This is a genomic window from Streptomyces sp. NPDC058812, assembly GCF_042744565.1.
GTDB classification, from domain to species: domain Bacteria; phylum Actinomycetota; class Actinomycetes; order Streptomycetales; family Streptomycetaceae; genus Streptomyces; species Streptomyces thinghirensis.
The window spans coordinates 66303-88208 of record NZ_JBHYOB010000023.1 but is presented as its reverse complement, the minus strand read 5'-3'; the positions used below and the strand labels follow the sequence as shown (position 1 = coordinate 88208).

The following is a 21906-nucleotide window of genomic DNA, read 5'->3' as shown; positions in this document are numbered from 1 at the left end:
GGCCCGCCCGGCGAGACAGGGTGCGCCACGATCACCACGATGAACGAGGTACGGACTTCATGAACGACCACATCCACTCCGAGGGCTCGGGCGAGGAGCACGACCACGGGGCGCTTGGCGACGCCGAGTACGCGCAGTTCATGGAGCTGGCCACCGAAGAGGGCTTCGACATCGAGGAGGTCGAGGGCGCGATCGAGGCGGCCGGGCACGGCCCGCTGCCCGTCCTCGCCGTCGTCGGCCGCCCCAACGTCGGCAAGTCGACCCTGGTGAACCGGATCATCGGCCGCCGCGAGGCCGTCGTCGAGGACAAGCCCGGCGTCACCCGCGACCGCGTCACCTACGAGGCCGAATGGGCCGGCCGCCGCTTCAAGGTCGTCGACACCGGCGGCTGGGAGCAGGACGTCCTCGGTATCGACGCCTCCGTGGCCGCGCAGGCCGAGTACGCGATCGAGGCCGCCGACGCGGTCGTCTTCGTCGTGGACGCCAAGGTCGGCGCCACCGACACCGACGAGGCGGTCGTACGGCTGCTGCGCAAGGCGGGCAAGCCCGTCGTGCTGTGCGCCAACAAGGTCGACGGCCCGAGCGGCGAGGCCGACGCCTCCTACCTGTGGTCGCTGGGGCTGGGGGAGCCCCAGCCGGTCTCCGCGCTGCACGGCCGCGGCACCGGCGACATGCTGGACAAGGTCCTGGAGGCCCTGCCCGAGGCCCCGGCCCAGACCTTCGGCACCGCCGTCGGCGGCCCGCGCCGCATCGCCCTGATCGGCCGGCCCAACGTCGGCAAGTCCTCGCTGCTGAACAAGGTGGCGGGCGAGGACCGGGTCGTCGTCAACGAGATGGCCGGCACCACCCGCGACCCGGTCGACGAGCTGATCGAGCTGGGCGGCGTCACCTGGAAGTTCGTCGACACGGCGGGCATCCGCAAGCGCGTCCACCTCCAGCAGGGCGCCGACTACTACGCCTCGCTGCGCACCGCCGCCGCCGTCGAGAAGGCGGAGGTCGCCGTCATCCTCATCGACGCCTCCGAGTCGATCTCGGTCCAGGACCAGCGGATCGTCACCATGGCCGTCGAGGCGGGACGCGCGATCGTCGTCGCCTTCAACAAGTGGGACACCCTCGACGAGGAGCGCCGCTACTACCTGGAGCGGGAGATCGAGACCGAGCTGGGCCAGGTGGCGTGGGCGCCGCGGGTCAACGTCTCGGCGCAGACCGGGCGGCACATGGAGAAGCTGGTCCCGGCGATCGAGACCGCGCTGGCCGGCTGGGAGACCCGGGTCCCGACGGGCCGGCTGAACGCCTTCCTGGGTGAGCTGGTCGCCGCCCACCCGCACCCGGTGCGGGGCGGCAAGCAGCCCCGCATCCTGTTCGGTACGCAGGCGGGCACCAAGCCCCCGCGGTTCGTGCTCTTCGCCTCCGGCTTCATCGAGGCGGGCTACCGGCGCTTCATCGAGCGCCGGCTGCGCGAGGAGTTCGGCTTCGAGGGGACGCCGATCCACATCTCGGTGCGGGTGCGCGAGAAGCGCGGCGCGAAGAAGAAGTAGCAGCACCGGCAACGACGAGAGAGGGCGACCCCGGCCGGGGTCGCCCTCTCTCGTCGCCGTCATGGCTCAGGTGGCTGTCAGGCACCTCTGCGCGGAGCCGGTGGCAGCGCGGCCGGGACGTGGTGCGTGCCGACGCGCTGCCACATCGACTGCTGGCCGACGCGGGCGCTGTGGGCACCCGCGCTGTAGGCGCTGTACGTGCCCCTGCTGCGTGGGATGCTCCGGAAGGACGTGAACCCCAGCTCCTCCTCGCCGCTGCGATCCCCCGGCAGTGATCGGAAGGACCTGACGTACTCGGCGTAGAGCGCGTCGTAGATCGGCGTGGCCGAGGGGCCGCCCTGGCGGTGGAAGGCGTCGTATGCGTACACGTATGTCCAAACGACCTTGCACTGGAAGAGATGCGGGCCAGGCCGTGGGCGTCCGGCGCCCGCACGGAGGGCGCTCAGGTTCCCGCCAGCGGCAGCGCCGCCGCGACCAGCTGCCCGTTCGCCGCCGCCTTGTCCAGTGCGTCCCGCAGCAGGTCCTCGCGCGGCTGCCGTCCGATCGACCCGACGGGCGCCGCGAACATCAGCACCTGCTGGTGCTTGTTGGCCGCCGTGCGCCAGCCCTCGGTGACCTGGAGGGGCTGGTGTGCCTGCCACCAGGCCACCGGCCGGCCGCCGTTCGTCCCCGGCTGGAGCACCGCGTGCAGCTGGCCCATCGCGAGCAGTACCGACCAGCCGTGCAGCACGGCGGGCGTGGTGGACAGCTCGGTGACCGGCATGAAGCCCTGTTCGATGAGCAGCGGCAGGAAGTCGTCGCCGGCGCCGGCCGTGCCGGGCCGCGCGATGGGGGCGGTCGGCTCCACCACGAGGGCCGGGTGCAGCTCCCCGGCGATCAGGATCAGTCCGCTGGTGACGCCGAGCACGGCCTGTTCGGATGCGACCTTCTCGGGTGCGGCCTGCTCGGGCTCGGGGCGGGCGTTGTCGGCGTGGATGGACTTCACGGCTCCCTGGAGCTGCTCCTCGGTGACCTTCACGACCTGCGAGGGAAGACAGCCGGCGTGGGCGAAGGCGAGGACGGCGGTCTCGTCCCCGATGAAGAGAACGGTGCTGGTGCGCTCCTGCTCGCAGTCGCCCGGGGTGCGGCAGGACGTGCAGTCGTAGCTGCCCGGGGCGGACTCCCCGGCGAGCAGGCGGTCGGCTTCTTCGTCGCCGATCTCGGCGCGTACGTCGTCGCTGACGTCGAGCATGCGCGGCACGGGTGGCTCCCTCGGGATGCGGTGCGTGACCGGACCGGGTGGCTCCCGGGCCGTGGTCCGGGCGGATCCCCGGCTCATGCAGATGACAACGGGCGATCTGTGGCGGGAGTCACGCCCCATGGCCAACGGAATCGAACCATCCGGCGCGTACGGTCATCCGCCGGGCGGCATCGCTCACTTGCCGTCAACTGGGGTGAAACGTAAGGGCGTTGACCCTGGGGGGTGGATCAGGGATCGCCATGCCGGTTGGTCGACAAATCAGGAAATCAGCGAATGAAGTGGGTGTCCGGAAATGGCTGATACCCGAGGTAATGGTGGACTGGCCTGGAGTGACGGGCCGGTCAGGAAGCCTACGACGGCGTCGCGGCCGCGGACCCGCTTCCGTTCGTGACCACATCGCAATCGGACACGGACAACCAGAAGGCGGGGTTCCGGGTCTAACCGGACGACGAGAAGCCCAGGGAGGAACCGCACCGCATGACGCCGCCGGCCCCACCGGCCGCCCCGCTGCGCGCCGACTGCATCGGCGACTCCGCGGGCGGTCTGACCTTCGACGTCGCCGCGCACGGGGAGACCGAGGCGGCCCTCCTCATACTGCGCCGCCGCGCCGCCGACTCCGCCGCCGACACCGACTCCGCCGCCGACACGGTCAGCCTGCCGCTGGCCCCGGCCGCCGAGGGCCGGCTGCGCGCCGCGCTGCCCAGCAGCGTGGCCCTGCCCGAGGGCCGCTGGGACGCCTACGCGCGCGTGTCCGCCGGTGAACCGCGGCGCCTGGTGCCCGGCGTCACCGACCTGCGCTCCCTCGCCGACCGCACCCCGGGCGGTCTGCTCGGCCACGTCGCCGTCCGCATCCCGTACGCCACCCGGCAGGGCAACCTCACCGTCCGCAGCTGGCTGCGGGCCCCGCACGCGGAGACGGGTGAGCTCGGCTTCGCCGACGGCGGGCTGACCGTACGCGGGCGGGTGTACGGCACGCAGCTCGCCCCCGGCGCCCACGCCGAGGTGCGGGCCCGGTCCGGCGCCGGCGCCGGCACCGTACGCCGGCTGGACGTCGCGGCCGACCGGGCGGAGTTCGGCTTCACCGTGCCCTATGACACCCTCGCGCCGGGCGAGTGGGACCTTTGGCTGAGGCCCGCCGGTGAGCCCGGTCCGGTCGTACGCCTCGCGCGGCTGCTGGACGACGTCGCCGACAAGCACCCCGTCTTCACGTATCCACGCGCGCGCGTGCGGACGCCGCACGGCCCCGTAGAGGCCGGGCCGTACTACACCCGGGACAACGACCTGTCGCTGTCCGTCACCCCGCTGGGGTCCTGACGACCGCGGACAGTGCCTGTCCGCGACCACTTCGAGGTGCTGGAGCCGGCCGGGCCGACGGAGGCGAGCCGGACCGGACGCGACCGGCTGACCCGCGCCCTGCCCCGGCCCGAGCGGCCCGCGACCGGCGACGGGAACCTGTGGGCGGGCGATGTGTTTCCTGTGTCGATGTCCGATCTCCGCAAGTCATCCGCAAGTCCGTTCGGACGCGAAATGCGGGGGAGCGTTCGGGACGCTTTGCAGGCCTTTTCCGTTCGCCTATTCGATGGGGCGATGCGACCCGTGGCAATTCGCCTGCCGTGCTCGCGGAAGGCGTACAAAACCGCCCGTCCGTGTGACGGAGTTCGACCAAAACGGGGGCCGTGATCCTGTGACAGAAATGTGACCGTAGGTGCATCTGTGGCCCGTGTTGCCGGCCTGGGCTTCCCCGGTCGCGGAGCAGGACATAGCGTGGCGGCATGGCACCGATTCCGACACCACCGGCCGAACCCCAGGACAGTCCGGACGCATACGTCGGCCTCGAATCCGGCGCGGCCGAACGGCTCGCGCGGGAGCGGGGCTGGTCGACGGTGCGGTCACTGGCGCCGGGCACGGTCATCACCATGGAGTACCGCGTGGGCCGCCTCAACTTCGAGGTGAAGGACGGCCGCGTGGCCCGGGCCTGGAAGGGCTGACGCGCGGGGGAGGGGCTGTGCGTACCGGCCCCCGCGCCGGGTCAGCCGCCCGACAGGGGGCGTGCGGCCGGGGCCGCGCCTCGCGGGTGGCGGTCGGCGTGCGGCGGCCTGCGGCTGCCGGCCGGGGTCACCGGCGTACGGTCCGAACGGGCCGTGTGCGGGCCCGGCGCGAGGTATGCCGGGGCCCGGGTGCGAGGTGCGGCGACCGGCTCGCGGAGCGGGGTCTTCTCCGGGGCGGAGGCGGGGGGCGTGAGGACCGCGGGCGGGCTGACCGGCAGCTTCGTCGCCGCCTTGCGGCCGAGGCGGGCGAACCAGCGGTCGCGCAGGCCGAGGATCCAGGCCTCGGCCCGGGTGATCAGCGGCTCGAACCACGGCAGCGCCAGCAGGATCAGCAGCCCCGCCGCCCAGCCGAGGAGCACGTCGCTGAGCCAGTGCGTACCGAGGTAGACGGTGGACATGCCCACCCCGAGTGAAACGACCGCCGACAGGGCCGACAGCCAGCGCCGCGCCCTCGGCGTCGAGGCCAGGTAGGCCAGGATGCCCCAGGTCACGACGGCGTTCGCGGTGTGACCGCTCGGAAATATATCGCCGCCGAGCCACATCTCGTTCGCGCCGACCGTGGTCGCGTAGTGCGGCCCGAGCCGGCCCATGCCGATCTTGGCGGCGCCCACCGTGACGTTCAGCAGGAGCAGGGAGACACCGAGCGCGAGCAGGGGACGCAGCGTGTGCTGCCGCCAGGAGCGCCAGCCGAGCCACGCCGCGACCATCACCGCGGTGGGTCCGCGCTGGCCGAGCACCACGTAGTAGTCGACGAACGCGTGGATCTCCGGCCACTGCTGGTAGGGCCGGAAGAACATGACCTGCCAGTCGAGCCGGACGAGCCACGAGGTGATGACCACGGCCCACACGATCGCGATATAGAACGCGAGGGTCCCGGCGAACAGCGCAATCCTGTGCCGGCTCATCACCGGCACATCCAGGTGGGCCGGTCGTTCCGGCTCCCGGTCGAGTCTCGCGAACACCCGGTCCAGACGGGTGAGGTTCCGTTCGGTACGCACCCAATCGACGTTACAGCGAGTGAGGAGTGATCCCGGCCGAATCAACGGCTTTGTGATGACGATGTGATGTGGGATTCCTCTCAGGCGGAGGTTTATTTCCGAGGAATCCGCAATCCGGGCCGACCGCGGACTTCATTTCCTTTGATCTGCCCGGTCAGCGGTTTTATCGTGCTTATGAATTCGTTAACCGAATGCTGGTGCGGAATTCTCCCGGCGGCCATCGGGCGGCCCGGGCCGGTCAGGGCGGGCCGGAGCCGTTCAGCCAGAACGCCCCGTACACCGCCGAAGCCACCGCGACACCGCCCACGACCAGCGCCGACCTGGAGGTTCGCAGCCGGGCGAGAGCGACGGCGAGTGGCAGCAGCAGCGGGAAGGCGGGCATCAGCAGCCGGGGTTTCGAGCCGAAGTAGCTCGACGCGCACAGGGCGAGGGCGGTGACGATCCCCGTGTACACCAGCAGTGCGAGCGGCTGGCGCTGCCGTACGCACACGACGTACAGCCAGACCAGCAGCGCGACCCCGACGATCAGTCCGACGCCCGCCAGGGCCGACGGGAACGACGTGAGTCTCCCGGCGACGAAACGGGCGAAGGCCACACCTCCGTCGAAGCCGTTGCGCCAGCCGGCCTGGACGTCGAGGTAGCCGAGCGGGCCCTTGCCGGTGCGGTGCCCGACCCAGAGCACGTACCCGGCGGTGCCCAGGGGCGCGAGGAGCATGCCGAGCACACGCCGCGCGCCGTCACCGGGGGCGCGCTCCGGTCCGTGGGCGCCGTCCGGGACGGCGTCGCTCCGGCTTCGCACGAATGCCACGACCGCGGCCGCCCACACCGCCGCCGCCACCGCGAGCCCGACCGGACGGGTCAGCCCGGCCAGCGCGGCCAGCGCCCCCGCCGCCACCCAGCGCCCGGTCAGCACCGCGTACAGCGACCAGGCGGCCAGCGCCGTGAACAGGGACTCGCTGTACGCCATGGACTGCACGATCCCGACCGGCAGCACGGCCCACAGCAGCACCGCGCACACCCCGGCCCGGCGGCCGTACACATGGTCCGCCACCGCGAAGATCCCCCAGGCCGCGGCGAGCGAGGCGAGCAGCGAGACGACGAACCCGGCGTCCGCGTGCGACAACGGCGTCACCGCCGCGCCGAGCCGCTCCAGCCAGGGCAGCAGCGGGAAGAAGGCCAGGTTGGAATGGACGTCGCCATTGGGCAGGCGCACCTCGTAGCCGTAGCCCAGGTCGGCGACCCTGGTGTACCAGAGGGAGTCCCAGCGGGCGGTCAGCAGCGTGTACGCGCTCTTGTCGCGCGCGGCGCTCCACAGGGCCAGGGCGAGCAGGCCCAGGGCGCGTACGGCCGCGTAGCCGAGGAGCGCCGGGGCGGCCCGGCGCAGGGCTCCGGGGCGGCCCGCCGCGCGCGTTTCAAGATCGGTCACGGGCTCGATTATCTGCCGGGGTCGGGAGTGGTCGGCCGGCCGGGGCGGGCGGGGCCCGGGACGCGGTGGCGCATGCCACACGGACGGCGCGGTATGTGTGAGGCCCGCCACGTGTGCGGTGCGCTCTCTCGCGTACTCTGGCGAGTCACTCGCGTTCCGTCGCACGGCCCGGAGCCCCCGCTCCTCTCCGGCCGAGCCGCAGGGGAGTCCCCACCCCGCGCAGCCCGCCGGACGCGAGGGAACATCTTGGAGGTACGTACATGTCCGGGACGACCACGGCTGCCGCCGCGCTGCGCCGTCGGGCGGCCGGGGCCGGTGCCAACCGCTGGGTGGTTCTGGTCGTCCTCTGCGTCAGCCTGCTGCTCGTCGCCGTCGACGCGACCGTGCTGCACGTGGCGGTCCCCGCCGTCACCGAGGACCTGCGGCCCGGCGCGATCGAACTGCTCTGGATCGTCGACGTCTACCCGCTCGTCTGCGCCTCGCTGCTGATCCTGTTCGGCACGCTGGGTGACCGGGTGGGCCGCAGACGGGTCCTCCTGCTCGGCTACGCGCTCTTCGGCGTCGCCTCCGCGCTCGCGGCCCTCGCCGACAACGCCCAGCTGCTGATCGTGGCCCGTGCGCTGCTCGGCGTCGGCGGCGCGATGATCATGCCGGCGACGCTGTCGATCCTGCGCCAGGTCTTTCCCGAGCGGCGGGAACGGGCGATGGCCATCGGCATCTGGAGCGCCGTGGCCGCGGTCGGCGCGGCGGTCGGCCCGCTGCTCGGCGGCTTCCTGCTGGAGCACTTCTGGTGGGGCTCGGTCTTCCTCGTCAACATCCCGCTGATGCTGGTCAGCCTCCCGGTGGGGCGGCTGCTGCTGCCCGAGTCGAAGGGCGACGGCCGCGGGCCCTGGGACGTCGTCGGCGCGCTGATGGCGGCGGGCGGCCTGTTCGGCGTCGTCCTGGGCGTGAAGCGGCTGGGCGGCGGCGAGCCGGTGGCGAGCGCGCTCACCGTGCTGCCGCTGGTGGTGGGCGCGGCCCTGCTGGTCGCCTTCGTACGACGGCAACGGCGGCGTACGCACCCGCTGGTGGACCTGGAGATGTTCCGGCGGCCGGCGTTCAGCACGTCGGTGGGGTGCATCGTGCTGGCGATGCTGGCGCTGGTGGGTCTGGAGCTGATCGCGGCCCAGTACCTGCAGCTGGTGCTCGGGCTGTCCCCGCTGGAGACCGGGCTGCGGCTGGTGCCGCTGACCTTCGCGGCGATGGCGGCGGGGCTGGCGGGCGCGCGGATGCTGCGGCGGTTCGGGCCGCGCCGGACGGTGTGCGCAGGGTTCTGCCTGACCGCCTTCGCGGTGGTGCTGCTGACGGCGATGGGCCGGGCCGACAACTGCGCGCTGATGCTGTCCGGGTTCGTGCTGCTCGGCTTCGGGCTGGAGACCACGCTGTTCGGGGCGTACGAGTCGATGCTGAGCGAGGCGCCGCAGGAGCAGGCCGGCGGGGCGGCGGCGATCGGGGAGACGTCGTACCAGCTGGGCGCCGGGATCGGGATCGCGCTGCTGGGCAGCGTGATGAACGCGGCGTACGCGCCCGGGCTGGCGGGGGGTGTGCCCGGGGTGCCGGGGCCGGCGTCGGTGGCGGCGGGGCATTCGCTGGGGGAGGCGTATGAGGTCGCCGCGCAGCTCGGGGGGCCTGCGGGGGAGGCTCTGCGGCGGGCGGCTGCCGATGCGTTCGTGCATGGGTTGCATGTGACGTTGGTGGTGAGTGCGGGGTTGTTGCTGCTGGGGGCGGTGATGGCGTTGCGGTTGCCGCGGGTCATGCAGTGTGAGGCGGTGACCGTGCCTGCGCCTAGGGACGCGGTGGAGTCCCGCGTCTCGGTGTGAGCGGCTTGGTCTCCCACCCGCGCACCACCCGTTCACCGTCGGGAGCGGGGTGGACGTCGACCGTGGGAGTGCGGCGGCTTGCGGTGGGTGGGTGGTGGGCGCGAGCGCGGCCGCAGCCGCTGTGGGAGCGCTGCCCGCAGGCGCCGACGCTCCTCAGCCACCCACGGGCCACGTCCACCTCCCGGTGGGCGGTGAACGGGTGGTGCGGGGGTGGGAGCCGCATGGTGGACGTGCGGGGCGTCGCATCGTAACGTCGGCACGAGAACCGTAACTAGCAGCGCTAGTTTTCACAGTCCCGGAGGGTGTCCCATGGCCTCGTCCCCCAAGCTGCCCGCGTTCGACCCCGCCGACCCCCTCGGCGTCGACGACCTCCTCGAACCGGAGGACCTGGCGATCCGGGACACCGTTCGCACCTGGGCCACGGACCGCGTGCTGCCGCACATCGCGGAGTGGTACGAGGACGGTGAGCTGCCCGGCATCCGGGACCTCGCTCGCGAACTCGGCTCCCTCGGCGCCCTAGGCATGTCGCTCGACGGCTACGGCTGTGCCGGCGCGAGTGCCGTGCAGTACGGGCTCGCCTGCCTGGAGCTGGAGGCGGCCGACTCCGGCATCCGCTCCCTGGTATCCGTGCAGGGCTCCCTCGCCATGTACGCCATCCACCGCTTCGGCAGCGAGGAGCAGAAGCAGACCTGGCTGCCGCGCATGGCCGCCGGCGAGGTCATCGGCTGCTTCGGGCTGACCGAGCCGGACCACGGCTCCGACCCCGCCAACATGCGCACCCACGCCAAGCGCGAGGGCGGTGGGGACTGGGTGCTCAACGGGCGCAAGATGTGGATCACCAACGGGTCGGTGGCCGGTGTCGCCGTCGTCTGGGCGCAGACCGAGGACGGGATCCGCGGCTTCGTCGTGCCGACCGACAGCGCCGGCTTCTCCGCGCCCGAGATCAAGCACAAGTGGTCGCTGCGGGCCAGTGTCACCAGCGAGCTGGTCCTGGACGACGTACGGCTGCCCGCCGACGCCGTACTGCCGGAGGTGACCGGCCTGCGCGGACCGCTCAGCTGCCTCTCCCACGCCCGCTACGGCATCGTCTGGGGCGCGATGGGCGCGGCCCGCAGCTCCTTCGAGGCGGCCGTGGAGTACGCGAAGTCGCGGGAGCAGTTCGGGCGGCCCATCGGCGGCTTCCAGCTCACCCAGGCCAAGCTCGCCGACATGGCGGTCGAACTGCACAAGGGGATTCTGCTCGCCCACCACCTCGGGCGGCGCATGGACGCCGGCCGCCTGCGTCCCGAGCAGGTCAGCTTCGGCAAGCTCAACAACGTCCGCGAGGCCATCGACATCTGCCGTACGGCCCGCACGATCCTCGGCGCCAACGGGATCTCCCTCGAGTACCCCGTGATGCGGCACGCGACGAACCTGGAATCGGTGCTCACCTACGAGGGCACCGTCGAGATGCACCAGCTGGTGCTGGGCAAGGCGCTCACCGGACTCGACGCCTTCCGGTAGGAGCCCGAGGGAGCGCGAAGGAGTCCGGCGGGGCGGGGCCGTGGTGTGCGGCCCCGCCTCAGCTCTGGTTGAAGAAGCCGTCGGAACGGTGCGCGGCCGGCTCGCCGCTGATGACCTGGGTGTCGGCCGGGCTCAGCAGGAACACCCGGGTGGACACCCGCTCGATCGAACCGCGCAGACCGAAGATCAGTCCGGCCGCGAAGTCGACCACGCGCTTGGCGTCGGTGGCCTCCATGGCCGTCAGGTTCATGATGACCGGGACCCCGTCCCGGAACAGCTCGCCGATGGACCGTGCGTCCCGGAAGCTGTCCGGGGTGACGGTTGCGATGCGGCGGCCCTTCTCCTCGGCCACGTCCGAGGCCACCTTCACCCGCGGGTCCGTGACCCAGGCGTCCCCGGACTCGGAGCCCTCGGTGTAGTCGTCGTCGTAGTAACGCTCGTCATCGTTGTCGTCGACGAGGCCGAGCCACGCACTCGCCTTGCGTACCGATCCCATGGACGCCTCCTCTCACAGCGGTCTTTCGTGCTTCCGCATCCCTATGGTCATCCATGATGCGGACGTCGCGCCAAGTGGATAGACGCCGCCCGGGGGGTTTGTGACGGTACTGGTGCACAGCGAATCCGTCGAGAGTCCTTGTGTCCCAAGGGTCCTTTCCCAAACGGATGCTGACTGTGAGTGAAATATGATTCTTCCCGGCACACGGGTGAGGCGGGGTGCGTACGGGTGAACGCGGCGATCGATACGATGCCGCAGCTCAACGTCGTACGCACCACGGGGGAATGTCGTGTTCGGAATCGTCAGGCCTTGCAGGCACCGGCTCGGCGAAAGTCTCACGAGCCAGTGGATGGCGCATTTGTGCGGGTTGTGCCTCGCGCTGCGCAAGGACCACGGACAGTTCGCGCGGATCGTGACGAACTATGACGGGCTGCTCATATCGGTTTTGACGGAGGCTCAGGCCCACGACGGGGCCGGGACCGGCAGGGGTGCCGGGCGGCGCAAGGCCGGGCCGTGTCCGCTGCGCGGGATGCGCACCGCGTCCGTCGCGCACGGTGAGGGTGCCCGGCTCGCGGCGGCCGTCTCCCTGGTGCTGGCCTCGGCCAAGGTGCGTGACCACGTCGCAGACGGGGACGGGCTGCTGGCCCGCCGGCCGGTGACCCTCGCCGCCCGCCGGGTCGCCACGGGCTGGGACGCGGCCGGCGCCCGCGGCGGCGGTGCCGTCGGGTTCGACACCGCCGTCCTGGTCGACGCCGTGGACCGGCAGGGCGGCATCGAGGCGCTCGCCGGGCCCGGCACGCCCCTGCTCACCGTCACCGAGCCGACCGAGACCGCGACCGCCGCCGCGTTCGCACACACCGCCCACCTCGCCGGACGGCCGCACAACGCGGAGCCGCTCGCCGAGGCCGGACGTCTCTTCGGCCGGCTCGCCCATCTCCTCGACGCCGTGGAGGACAAGGAAGCTGACGCCGCGTCGGGCGCCTGGAACCCCCTCACCGCCACCGGGACCCCGCTCACGGAGGCCCGGCGGCTGGCGGACGACGCCGTGCGCGGGGTACGGCTCGCACTGCGCGAGGCCGAGTTCGGTGACGGCCGGCTGGTGCACCGGCTGCTCGTGCACGAGCTGGGCAACTCCGTCGACCGCGCCTTCGGCACCGTCTCCTGCGCCCACGGCGGTCACCCGTACGCCCCGCCGGGCGCCCCGGGTGGGCCGACGCCCCCGGAGCCGCCCCGCCGCGACCGGCGCGGGCTGCTCGCGGGGTGCGCCGTGTGGCTGGGGCTGGCCTGCACGTGCCAGCTGTGCTGCGGCACGTACCACGACCCCTGGAGCGGGGAGCCCAAGGAAGGATCGTGCGCCAACTGCGACTGCGGCGGGTGCGGTGACTGCTGCAGTTGCTGCGAGTGCTGCGGCAACTGCTGCGGTGACGACGGGTGTGGCTGCGACGGCTGCGACTGCGGCTGCAGCTGCTGAGGCGGTCCGTTGTGCGAGGGTTGCCTCCATGACGACGGACGCATCCGACGAGTGGAAGCGGTGGCACGAGCAGCGCATCGCGGCGGTGTCGGCGCCCTACGGGCCCCTCGCGCTGACCGGCACGTACTGGCTGGAGGACTATCCGGAAGGGCAACTTCCGGACATCCCCGGGAACTGGGTGGCGGGCGGCGACGCGGTACTGCTGACGGCCACCGGGGCGGACGGGCTCACCGTGGACGGGCGGCCCCTCGACGGCGAGGTGCGGCTCGCGGCCGACCCGGGACCGGCGAGCGCGGCCCGGGTGGCCTGCGGCGAGCGGCGGATCGTCGTCCTGCTGCGCGAGGGCGCCTGGGGCGTGCGCGACTTCGATCCGGCCGCCGGGGCGCGCCGGGCGTTCCGGGGCATCGCGGCCACGCCCTACGACCCGCGCTGGTCGGTGCCGGGGCGCTTCACGCCGTACGGCACCGGGCGGCGCAGCGTGCGGGTGCCGAACGCGGACGGGCGGGAGCGCGGGCTCGGTCTCGGCGGTGAGCTGGCCTTCACCCTGGGCGGGCAGCACCTCACGCTCCAGGTGAGCGTCGAGGCGGACGGCTCGCTGTGGGCCGTCTTCGCCGACGCCACCAGTGGGAGCACCAGTTACCGCTTCCGGTTTCTGCGTCCGGCCGCGCCGGACGCAGAGGGCCGTACGGTGGTCGACCTCAACCGCGCGCTGCTGCCGCCGTGCGCGTTCGCGGACCACTTCGTCTGTCCTCTCCCGCCGCCGGGGAACACCCTGGACGTCCGCGTCGAGGCGGGGGAGCGCGAACTGCGCTGAGGTCCGCCGGGGTTGGTGAAGGCCGTTGAAAGGTCTTCCAAAGGTGGTTCAAAGATTGACGGCCGAAAGGCACTCTTGCGCCGACCGGTCGTTCGGCCGAATACTCCAACCTCAGCGCTTGTCAGGGTCACGACGCATCCGGAACCCGGATGTCCAGCCCTGGCTGCGCCTCACGGGCCCCAACCCCACAAGAGGGCCCCCGACTTCCTTTGTGGAGGAACGAAAAGTGAGGATCAAGCGCACCACCCCCCGCAGCGGCATCACGAGACGGACCCGGCTGATCGCCGTATCCACCGGCCTCGTGGCCGCGGCCGCGATCGCGATCCCCAGCGCGAACGCCGCACCCACCCCGGCCACCTTCAGCGCCGCCGAGCTGAACAGCGCAAGTGGCGCGGTGCTCAAGGCCGATGTCCCGGGCACCGCCTGGGCCGTCGACAGCAAGACCGGCCGGGTGCTTCTCACGGTCGACAGCACGGTCTCCCAGGCCGAGATCGCGAAGATCAAGGAGCAGGCCGGCGACAAGGCCGGCGCGTTCACGATCAAGCGCACCCCCGGCACGTTCAACAAGCTCATCCAGGGCGGCGACGCCATCTACGCGAGCAGCTGGCGCTGCTCCCTGGGCTTCAACGTCCGCAGCAGCAACGGCACCGAGTACTTCCTGACCGCCGGTCACTGCACCGACGGCGCGGGCACCTGGTACTCCAACTCCGGGCGCACCTCGGTCATCGGCTCCACGGCCGGCTCCAGCTTCCCGGGCAACGACTACGGCATCGTGCGGTACTCGGGGTCGGTCAGCCGGCCCGGCACCGCGAACGGCGTGGACATCACCCGTGCGGCCACCCCGAGCGTGGGCACCACCGTCATCCGTGACGGTTCCACCACCGGCACCCACAGCGGCCGGGTCACCGCCCTGAACGCCACCGTCAACTACGGCGGCGGCGACGTCGTCGGCGGGCTGATCCAGACCACGGTCTGCGCCGAGCCCGGCGACTCGGGTGGCCCGCTCTACGGCAGCAACGGCACCGCGTACGGTCTCACCTCCGGCGGCAGCGGCAACTGCCGTTCCGGCGGTACGACGTTCTTCCAGCCGGTCACGGAGGCCCTGAGCGCCTACGGCGTCAGCGTCTACTAGTCCGTCGGTCCGTATCGGTCCGTATCCGTCTGTATCAGTCCGTATCGGTCCGTACACCGAAACGCAGCCAGCAGCACGACGAGCCCCCGCACACCAACCGGTGTGCGGGGGCTCTCCTTTGCCCGTCCCCTTCGCCCTTCCTCTTTGCCGGGACCGGTGCCGCCATCGCGTGTAGACGCACACTCGGAGGCGGCGGCGCAAGGGGTGAATTCGAGACATGGCCAGACCTTGTCGCCGGCTCCCGGTTACTCGCTCGTAGTGTTTGCTGGAGTGTTCGCCGCGCGAATCCTGCTGGAAGGGGCATGAATGGTGAAGGGCGTGTGCGCGCGCTGAAGTTGTCGTGCGCACGTCCTGAAGTCGACCTTGTGTGCCCCCTGTGCGGTTGGAAGAGTTAGCGCTCGTCAACCAGCCTTCCGGCCCGTGAGGTCCCCACAACCTCCCGGGTCGACCCCCCACAGGAGGACGTGAGTTGAAGCACCGACGCATACCCAGGCGGCGTGCCGCAGTCATAGGCGCGGGTATCACCGCACTGGTCGCCGCGGGAGTCACCTTCCAGAGTGCGAACGCCAGTGAGGCCCCGCAGGCCTCCGCCCCCGAGACCCTGTCGGTCACGGCGGCCGGAAAGCTCGCCTCCACGCTGCTCGGCGACCTCGGCACCGACGCGGTGGGCACGTACTACGACGCGCAGGCGAAGAGCCTCGTCGTCAACGTGCTCGACGAAGCCGCCGCGCAGATCGTCGAGGAGGCCGGCGCCGAGGCGAGAGTCGTCGAGAACTCGCTCGCCGAGCTGAAGAGCGCGCGCACCACCCTCACCGAGGACGCCACCATCCCGGGCACCTCCTGGGCGACCGACCCGACCACCAACAAGGTCGTCGTCACCGCCGACCGCACGGTCTCCAAGGCCGAGTGGGCCAAGCTGACCAAGGTGGTCGACGGGCTCGGCGCCAAGGCCGAGCTCAAGCGGACCAAGGGCGAGTACCGGCCCTTCGGCTCGGGCGGCGACGCCATCACCGGCAACGGCGGGCGCTGTTCCCTGGGCTTCAACGTGACCAAGGGCGGGGTGCCGTACTTCCTCACCGCCGGCCACTGCACCGAGTCCATCACGAGCTGGTCGGACTCCTCCGGGAACGTGATCGGCGAGAACGAGGCGTCCAGCTTCCCGGACAACGACTACGGCCTGGTCAAGTACACCGCCGAGGTGGACCACCCGAGCGAGGTGAACCTCTACGACGGCTCCGCCCAGGCCATCTCGGGTGCCGCCGACGCCACCGTCGGCATGGAGGTGACCCGCAGCGGCTCCACCACCCAGGTGCACTCGGGCGCGGTCACCGGCCTGGACGCCACCGTGAACTACGGCAACGGCGACATCGTCAACGGCCTGATCCAGACCGACGTCTGCGCCGAGCCCGGCGACAGCGGCGGCTCGCTCTTCTCGGGCGACAAGGCCGTCGGTCTCACCTCCGGCGGCAGCGGTGACTGCACCTCGGGCGGCGAGACCTTCTTCCAGCCGGTGACGGAGGCCCTGTCGGCCACCGGTACGCGGATCGGCTGAGCAGCACCCGCACCTGTGGAGTGCCTCTGAGGTACCGCTGAAGTCCCGTCCCGCGCGCGAGGGGCGGGACTTCCGTGTGCTCGCGCGCGGACAACGGTTCGGCCGGCCCGCGGGTCAGCCGGCCTGCGTCGGCAGCTCCGCCTCCTGCCGCCTGACGCGCAGCACGGACGCCAGCACCGTGATCACCGTCCCCGCGACCGCCCACGCCCACAGCACCAGCAGGGAGACGGTCGTGTCGTTGCCCTTGAAGTAGGCGATCGAGCGGGCCGCCCAGGTGCCCGCGCCCGGTGGTAGCCACGGGCCGATCTCCTTCCAGAACGGCGGCAGCATCGGCAGCGGGAAGGCGCCGCCCGCGCTCGGGTTGCCCGCGATCACCACCAGCAGGATCGCCAGCCCGATGCCGACGATCCCGAAGACGCCCTGGAGGGCGAGCGTGGCGGCGCCCACCGCGAAGGTGATCAGCGCGCCGAGCCCCCACAGGTCCACCACGCTGCCGGGCAGCGCGCCCAGGATGGGCCCGATGATCACCGCGCCGCCGAGTCCGCCGACGATCGACACCAGGGCCATCACGATCAGCCGGATCGCCGCGCGACGCGGATTGGCGGGCCGGGCGCCGGTGCTGATCGCCAGGATCGAGGCGCACAGATAGCCGCCGACGCACCAGCCCACGACCAGGTAGAAGGACGACAGCCCGTCGAAGTCCTGGGGTGAGGCCGGGGCCACGTCGACGGTCCGCACCGTGCGGCCCTCGGCCTTCTCCACCTTGGCGACCAGGCCCTCCAGGGTGGTGGCGAGAACGGTCCCGCCGCCGGAGGCGACCAGCAGGGTGTCGGTGCGGCTGGAGGGGTCGACGACCAGGGCGCCGTCGATCTCCCGGTTCATGATCTGCTTCCGGGCGCTCGCCGCGTCGGCCACCGTGCGCGGATCCAGCGGCGACCCGGGCAGCCGCTCCAGCCTGCCCACCGTCTGCTCGGCGGCCGCCGGGGGCGCGACCACCCCGAAGGGCACGTCCTTCGGTTTCGGGTCGTGCAGCGCCCCCACGTAGGAGGCGATGAACAGCAGCTGGAGCGCGATCACGCCGAGCACGAGCAGGGTGGCCCGCGGGGTGACGGCGTCCTTCACCTCACCGAGGAAGGAGCCGCTGCGACGGTCGGTGACCGGGGTGTGCGACATGTCCCCACGGTCCGGGTCGGCGGGCGTTTGCGCAGGTGGGGCAGGGCCGAACGGGTGTCGCACACGCATTCGAAAATTGGTCTATGGTGGGGGTGAGGTAGTTGGGAACAGACGTTCGATAAGCGCGTCGGGTTCATGAGATCGGGAGGTGCGTGTGCCGGGTTTCACGCATCTGCACACCGTCTCCGGGTTCTCCGCCCGCTACGGCGCCTCCCACCCGGAGCGGCTGGCCGAGCGTGCTGTCGAGCGGGGCATGGACGCCCTCGCCCTCACCGACCGCGACACCCTCGCGGGCACGGTCCGCTTCGCCAAGGCCTGCGCGAAGGCGGGCGTCCGTCCGCTGTTCGGCGCGGACCTGGCGGTGGCCGCCCCCCAGCCCGAAGCGGACCGCGCGGAGACCTCCGTACGCCGGGACCGTCGCCGCGCCCCCGTGCGCGGAGGCGCCTTCGTCGACGAGTCGGCCCCGCGGGTGACCTTCCTCGCCCGGGACGGCGCACGCGGTTGGGCCGACCTGTGCCGACTGGTGTCCGCCGCCCACACCGCGCCGGACACGCCCCTGCTCTCCTGGGCCGACAACCACGCCGACGGCCTGACCGTCCTGCTCGGCCCCGACTCCGACGTCGGCCGCGCCCTCGCCGCCGGCCGCCCCGACCGTGCGGCGCGGCTCCTCGCCCCCTGGCGGGAGGTCTACGGCGACGCCCTGCGTCTGGAGGCCGTCTGGCACGGTCGTGAAGGGACCGGCCCCGGTTCCCTGCGCCTGGCCGCCCGCACCGTCGGCTTCGCCGCCGAGCAGGGCGTCCGGCCGGTGCTCGCCAACGCCGTCCGCTACGCGGACCCCGGCCAGGGTCCGGTCGCCGACGTCCTGGACGCCGCCCGCCGCCTGGTCCCCATCGACGCCACCAAGGAACTGGACTCCGGCGAGGCCTGGCTCAAGGACCCGGGCGCCATGCGGCACGCCGCCGAGCGCGTCGTGGAGGCCGCGGGCTTCCGGCGCGACACGGCCCACCGCCTGCTGGAGCAGACGCGGGCGACGGCCGCGGAATGCCTGGTCGACCCGGAGGACGACCTCGGCATGGGCGCCGTCCACTTCCCCGAACCGCACCTCGTGGGCGCCGGCCGCCGCACCGCCCAGCGCGCGCTCGCCTCCCGGGCGGCGGCGGGCATGGTGCTGCGCGGCTACGACCGCTCCTCCGGCGCGCGGCACTACTGGGAGCGGATGCACCACGAGCTGGACATCATCGCCCACCACGGCTTCGCCTCGTACTTCCTCACCGTCGCCCAGGTCGTGGACGACGTACGGGACATGGGCATCCGGGTCGCGGCGCGCGGCTCCGGCGCGGGCTCGCTCGTCAACCACCTCCTCGGCATCGCGCACGCCGACCCGGTCGAGCACGGGCTGCTGATGGAGCGCTTCCTGTCCAGGGAGCGGGTCGTGCTGCCCGACATCGACATCGACGTGGAGTCCGCCCGCCGCCTGGAGGTCTACCGGGCGATCATCGGCCGCTTCGGCACCGAGCGGGTCGCCACGGTCGCCATGCCGGAGACGTACCGGGTGCGCCACGCCATCCGCGACGTCGGTGCCGCCCTGTCCATGGACCCGGCCGAGATCGACCGCGTCGCCAAGTCCTTCCCGCACATCCGTGCCCGCGACGCCCGCGCGGCGCTGGAGGAACTGCCCGAACTCAAGGAACTGGCGGGGGAGAAGGAACGGTACGGCAGGCTGTGGGAGCTGGTGGAGGGCCTCGACGCCCTCCCGCGCGGCGTCGCCATGCACCCCTGCGGAGTGCTCCTCTCCGACGCCTCCCTGCTCTCCCGTACGCCGGTCATGCCGACCAGCGGCGAGGGCTTTCCCATGGCGCAGTTCGACAAGGACGACGTCGAGGACCTCGGGCTGCTCAAGCTGGACGTGCTCGGCGTGCGGATGCAGTCGGCGATGGCGCACGCGGTCGCCGAGGTGAAGCGGGCGACGGGCACCGAGGTCGACCTGGACGCGGTGCCGGAGGGCGATCCGGCGACGTACCGGATGATCCGCTCCGCCGAGACGCTGGGCTGCTTCCAGATCGAGTCGCCGGGGCAGCGGGACCTGGTCGGGAGGCTCCAGCCGGCCACCTTCCACGATCTCGTCGTCGACATCTCGCTCTTCCGGCCCGGTCCGGTCGCCGCCGACATGGTGCGGCCGTTCATCGAGGCCCGGCACGGGCGGGCGCCGGTGCGCTACCCGCACGAGGACCTGTCGGAGCCCCTGAAAGGCACGTACGGGGTCGTCGTCTTCCACGAGCAGATCATCGACATCGTGGACATCATGACCGGCTGCGGACGCGGCGAGGCGGACCGCGTGCGGCGCGGGCTGTCCGACCCCGAGTCGCAGGGGCGGATCAAGGTGTGGTTCGCGCAGCACGCGACGGCGAACGGGTATGACGCGGAAACGATTCAGCGGACCTGGGAGATCGTCGAGGCCTTCGGCAGTTACGGCTTCTGCAAGGCGCACGCGGTCGCCTTCGCCGTCCCCACCTATCAGTCGGCGTGGCTGAAGGCCCATCACCCGGCCGCCTTCTACGCCGGTCTGCTCACGCACGACCCCGGCATGTATCCCAAGCGGCTGCTGCTGGCGGACGCGCGGCGGCGCGGGGTGCCGATCCTGCCGTTGGACGTGAACAAGTCGGGGGTCGCACACAGGATCGAACTGGTGTCTGAATCCCCGCGTCGGCCGAAGGTGTGGGGCCTCCGTCTCGCCCTCCTGGACGTGCACGGCATCAGCGAGGCCGAGGCGGAGCGGATCGCCGAGGGGCAGCCGTACGCCTCCCTGCTCGACTTCTGGGAACGGGCCCGCCCCAGCAGGCCGCTGGCCGGACGGCTCGCCCAGGTCGGCGCGCTGGACGCGTTCGGCGCCAACCGACGCGACCTGCAACTGCATTTGACCGAGCTGCACCGCGGCGCCCGGGGCGGACGCGGCGACCAGCTCCCCCTGTCCGGCGGCCGGAAGACGGCCTCCGCCGGACTGCCCGACCTCACCTCGGCGGAGAAGCTCAGCGCCGAGCTGGGCGTGCTCTCCATGGACGCCTCGCGCAACCTGATGGACGACCACCGCACCTTCCTGAACGAGCTGGGCGTCATGTCGGCCAAGCGGCTGCGCGAGGCCCGGCACGGGGAGACGGTGCTGGTCGCGGGCGCCAAGGCGGCCACCCAGACGCCGCCGATCCGCTCCGGCCGCCGGGTCATCTTCTCCACCCTCGACGACGGCACAGGCCTGGTCGACCTCGCCTTCTTCGACGACTCGCACGACGCCTGCGCGCACACCGTCTTCCACTCCTGGCTGCTGCTGGTGCGCGGGGTGGTGCAGCGGCGCGGCCCGCGCAGCCTCAGCGTCGTGGGCTCCGCCGCCTGGAACCTCGCCGACCTGCTGGAGGTGCGCCGGGAGGAGGGGCTGGAGGGCGTCGCGGCCCGGCTGGCCGGTACGGGCGGAAGTCAGGGCGACGATCCCGAGGGCGGCCCGGCGCGCAGACGCCTCGCCGGTTCGGACGGGCAGCCGGCGCCGACGGGTTCCGCGGCCCAGGACCCGATGGAACAACGGCGCATCCGCATGCCCACGGGGTATGAGATGCATCCATGGGCCGATCTGCGCCCCGCGGGCGAAGGGCCCGCGGTGGGAAGGAAGTTGTGGCACCAGAGTCCGGGGAGTGCGGGATGACCATTCTCTGCGTACGTTTCCAGCTGCCGCCGATGTACGAGGCGGCCCTGCCCCAGCTGCTGGGGCTGCTGGAGGAGTTCACGCCGGTCGTCGAGGCGCTGCCGCCGGACGGGGCGCTGGCCGATCTGCGGGGCGCCGAGCGGTACTTCGGGCGCGACGCCGTGGAACTGGCCTCGGTGATCCGCGTCCGCGCCCTCGCGCTGTACGGCGTCGACTGCGTGATCGGCGCCGGACCGAGCCCGATGCCGGCCCGCATGGCGCTGCGGGACGCCCGGCCAGGGCTGACCCGCGCGGTACCGGAGGGCGCCGTGGCGGAGTTCCTCGCCGGGAAGCCCGTCGCCGCGCTGCCCGGCGTCGGCACCGCGACCGCCCGCACGCTGTGCGAGTACGGCCTCGACACCCTCGGCCGGGTCGCCGCCGCGCCCCTGTCCACGCTCCAGCGCCTGGTCGGCGCGAGGACCGGCCGCGAGCTGCACGAGAAGGCGAACGGCGTCGACCGCGGCCGGGTCGTCCCCAACGGCGTCTCCCGCTCACTGGCCGCCGACCGCCCCTTCGACCGCGACGAACTGGACCCCGACCGGCACCGCCGTGCCCTGCTCTCGGCCGCCGAGGAACTGGGTGCCCGGCTGCGCGCCGTGGACAAGGTGTGCCGCTCCCTCACCCTCACCGTGCGCTACGCCGACCGCTCCGCCACGACCCGCAGCCGCACCCTGAAGGAGCCGACCGCGCACTCGGCGGCGCTGACGCGGGCCGCGTACGACATGTACGAGGCGCTCGGCCTCCAGCGCGCCCGGGTCCGCTCGATCGCCCTGCGCGCCGAGGGCCTCGCCCCCGCCGAGCAGGCTTCCCACCAGCTCACCTTCGACCCCGTGGACGAGAAGGTCCGCCGGATCGAGGAGGTCGCGGACCGCGCGCGGGCGAAGTTCGGGCCGAAGGCGGTGATGCCGGGGTCGCTGGCGGCGTGAGGC

At 72.4% G+C, this 21906-nt stretch carries 17 protein-coding genes; 11 read left to right on the top strand and 6 right to left on the bottom strand.

The features are described 5' to 3' along the window. The first annotated feature begins 59 nt into the window (after positions 1–59). Positions 60–1538, top strand: a complete 1479-nt coding sequence (der, locus tag ACFW48_RS33710) for a ribosome biogenesis GTPase Der (RefSeq protein WP_386321694.1) — start codon at positions 60–62, stop codon at positions 1536–1538. Positions 1539–1615: 77 nt separating this feature from the next. Here der and ACFW48_RS33705 read toward each other — a convergent pair whose 3' ends face one another. Together ACFW48_RS33705 and ACFW48_RS33700 are read right to left on the bottom strand one after the other, a co-directional pair. Beyond that, on the bottom strand, positions 1616–1906 hold the full coding sequence (locus ACFW48_RS33705) for a hypothetical protein (RefSeq protein WP_310874099.1): 291 nt from the start codon (positions 1904–1906) through the stop codon (positions 1616–1618). Between the two features lie 74 nt (positions 1907–1980). Continuing rightward, complete coding sequence (locus ACFW48_RS33700; RefSeq protein WP_386321692.1) at positions 1981–2778, bottom strand: hypothetical protein; 798 nt, start codon at positions 2776–2778, stop codon at positions 1981–1983. Positions 2779–3255: 477 nt separating this feature from the next. Here ACFW48_RS33700 and ACFW48_RS33695 point away from each other — a divergent pair, with 477 nt between their 5' ends. Continuing rightward, positions 3256–4092, top strand: a complete 837-nt coding sequence (locus ACFW48_RS33695; RefSeq protein ID WP_386321690.1) for a hypothetical protein — start codon at positions 3256–3258, stop codon at positions 4090–4092. 458 nt (positions 4093–4550) lie between these two features. After that, on the top strand, positions 4551–4766 hold the full coding sequence (locus ACFW48_RS33690) for an I78 family peptidase inhibitor (protein WP_121746112.1): 216 nt from the start codon (positions 4551–4553) through the stop codon (positions 4764–4766). Positions 4767–4807: 41 nt separating this feature from the next. Here the strand turns inward: ACFW48_RS33690 and ACFW48_RS33685 are convergent, their stop codons facing one another. After that, complete coding sequence (locus ACFW48_RS33685) at positions 4808–5824, bottom strand: phosphatase PAP2 family protein (protein ID WP_386321688.1); 1017 nt, start codon at positions 5822–5824, stop codon at positions 4808–4810. 238 nt (positions 5825–6062) lie between these two features. Beyond that, positions 6063–7250, bottom strand: a complete 1188-nt coding sequence (locus tag ACFW48_RS33680; protein WP_386321686.1) for a glycosyltransferase family 39 protein — start codon at positions 7248–7250, stop codon at positions 6063–6065. A gap of 260 nt (positions 7251–7510) precedes the next feature. Between ACFW48_RS33680 and ACFW48_RS33675 the strand changes: the two genes are divergently transcribed. After that, on the top strand, positions 7511–9109 hold the full coding sequence (locus tag ACFW48_RS33675; protein ID WP_386321684.1) for an MFS transporter: 1599 nt from the start codon (positions 7511–7513) through the stop codon (positions 9107–9109). Positions 9110–9418: 309 nt separating this feature from the next. Beyond that, positions 9419–10612: an acyl-CoA dehydrogenase family protein gene (locus tag ACFW48_RS33670; RefSeq protein WP_386321682.1), complete on the top strand. Its 1194-nt coding sequence runs from the start codon at positions 9419–9421 to the stop codon at positions 10610–10612. 58 nt (positions 10613–10670) lie between these two features. On the opposite strand, the gene ACFW48_RS33665 is transcribed toward ACFW48_RS33670, so the two are convergent. Beyond that, positions 10671–11108, bottom strand: coding sequence for a cell division protein SepF (locus ACFW48_RS33665; protein ID WP_386321680.1), 438 nt, complete (start codon positions 11106–11108; stop codon positions 10671–10673). Between the two features lie 289 nt (positions 11109–11397). Between ACFW48_RS33665 and ACFW48_RS33660 the strand changes: the two genes are divergently transcribed. From ACFW48_RS33660 to ACFW48_RS33645, 4 genes are all read left to right on the top strand, one after another. Then, positions 11398–12579, top strand: coding sequence for a DUF5685 family protein (locus ACFW48_RS33660; RefSeq protein ID WP_386321679.1), 1182 nt, complete (start codon positions 11398–11400; stop codon positions 12577–12579). Between the two features lie 28 nt (positions 12580–12607). Next, positions 12608–13393 (top strand): DUF1684 domain-containing protein, encoded by a 786-nt coding sequence (locus ACFW48_RS33655; protein ID WP_386321677.1) that lies wholly within the window; start codon positions 12608–12610, stop codon positions 13391–13393. Positions 13394–13619: 226 nt separating this feature from the next. Beyond that, complete coding sequence (locus tag ACFW48_RS33650) at positions 13620–14525, top strand: S1 family peptidase (protein WP_386321675.1); 906 nt, start codon at positions 13620–13622, stop codon at positions 14523–14525. Positions 14526–14994: 469 nt separating this feature from the next. Continuing rightward, positions 14995–16077 (top strand): S1 family peptidase, encoded by a 1083-nt coding sequence (locus ACFW48_RS33645; RefSeq protein ID WP_386321673.1) that lies wholly within the window; start codon positions 14995–14997, stop codon positions 16075–16077. A gap of 114 nt (positions 16078–16191) precedes the next feature. Here the strand turns inward: ACFW48_RS33645 and ACFW48_RS33640 are convergent, their stop codons facing one another. Next, complete coding sequence (locus ACFW48_RS33640; protein WP_386321671.1) at positions 16192–17250, bottom strand: DUF3533 domain-containing protein; 1059 nt, start codon at positions 17248–17250, stop codon at positions 16192–16194. Positions 17251–17404: 154 nt separating this feature from the next. Between ACFW48_RS33640 and ACFW48_RS33635 the strand changes: the two genes are divergently transcribed. Together ACFW48_RS33635 and ACFW48_RS33630 are read left to right on the top strand one after the other, a co-directional pair. Next, positions 17405–20938, top strand: coding sequence for a DNA polymerase III subunit alpha (locus ACFW48_RS33635; RefSeq protein WP_386321669.1), 3534 nt, complete (start codon positions 17405–17407; stop codon positions 20936–20938). Next, entirely contained in the window at positions 20935–21903 is a 969-nt protein-coding gene (locus ACFW48_RS33630; RefSeq protein ID WP_386321667.1) for a hypothetical protein, read from the top strand. Before ACFW48_RS33635 ends, ACFW48_RS33630 begins: the two co-directional genes overlap by 4 nt. Positions 21904–21906: the final 3 nt, after the last annotated feature.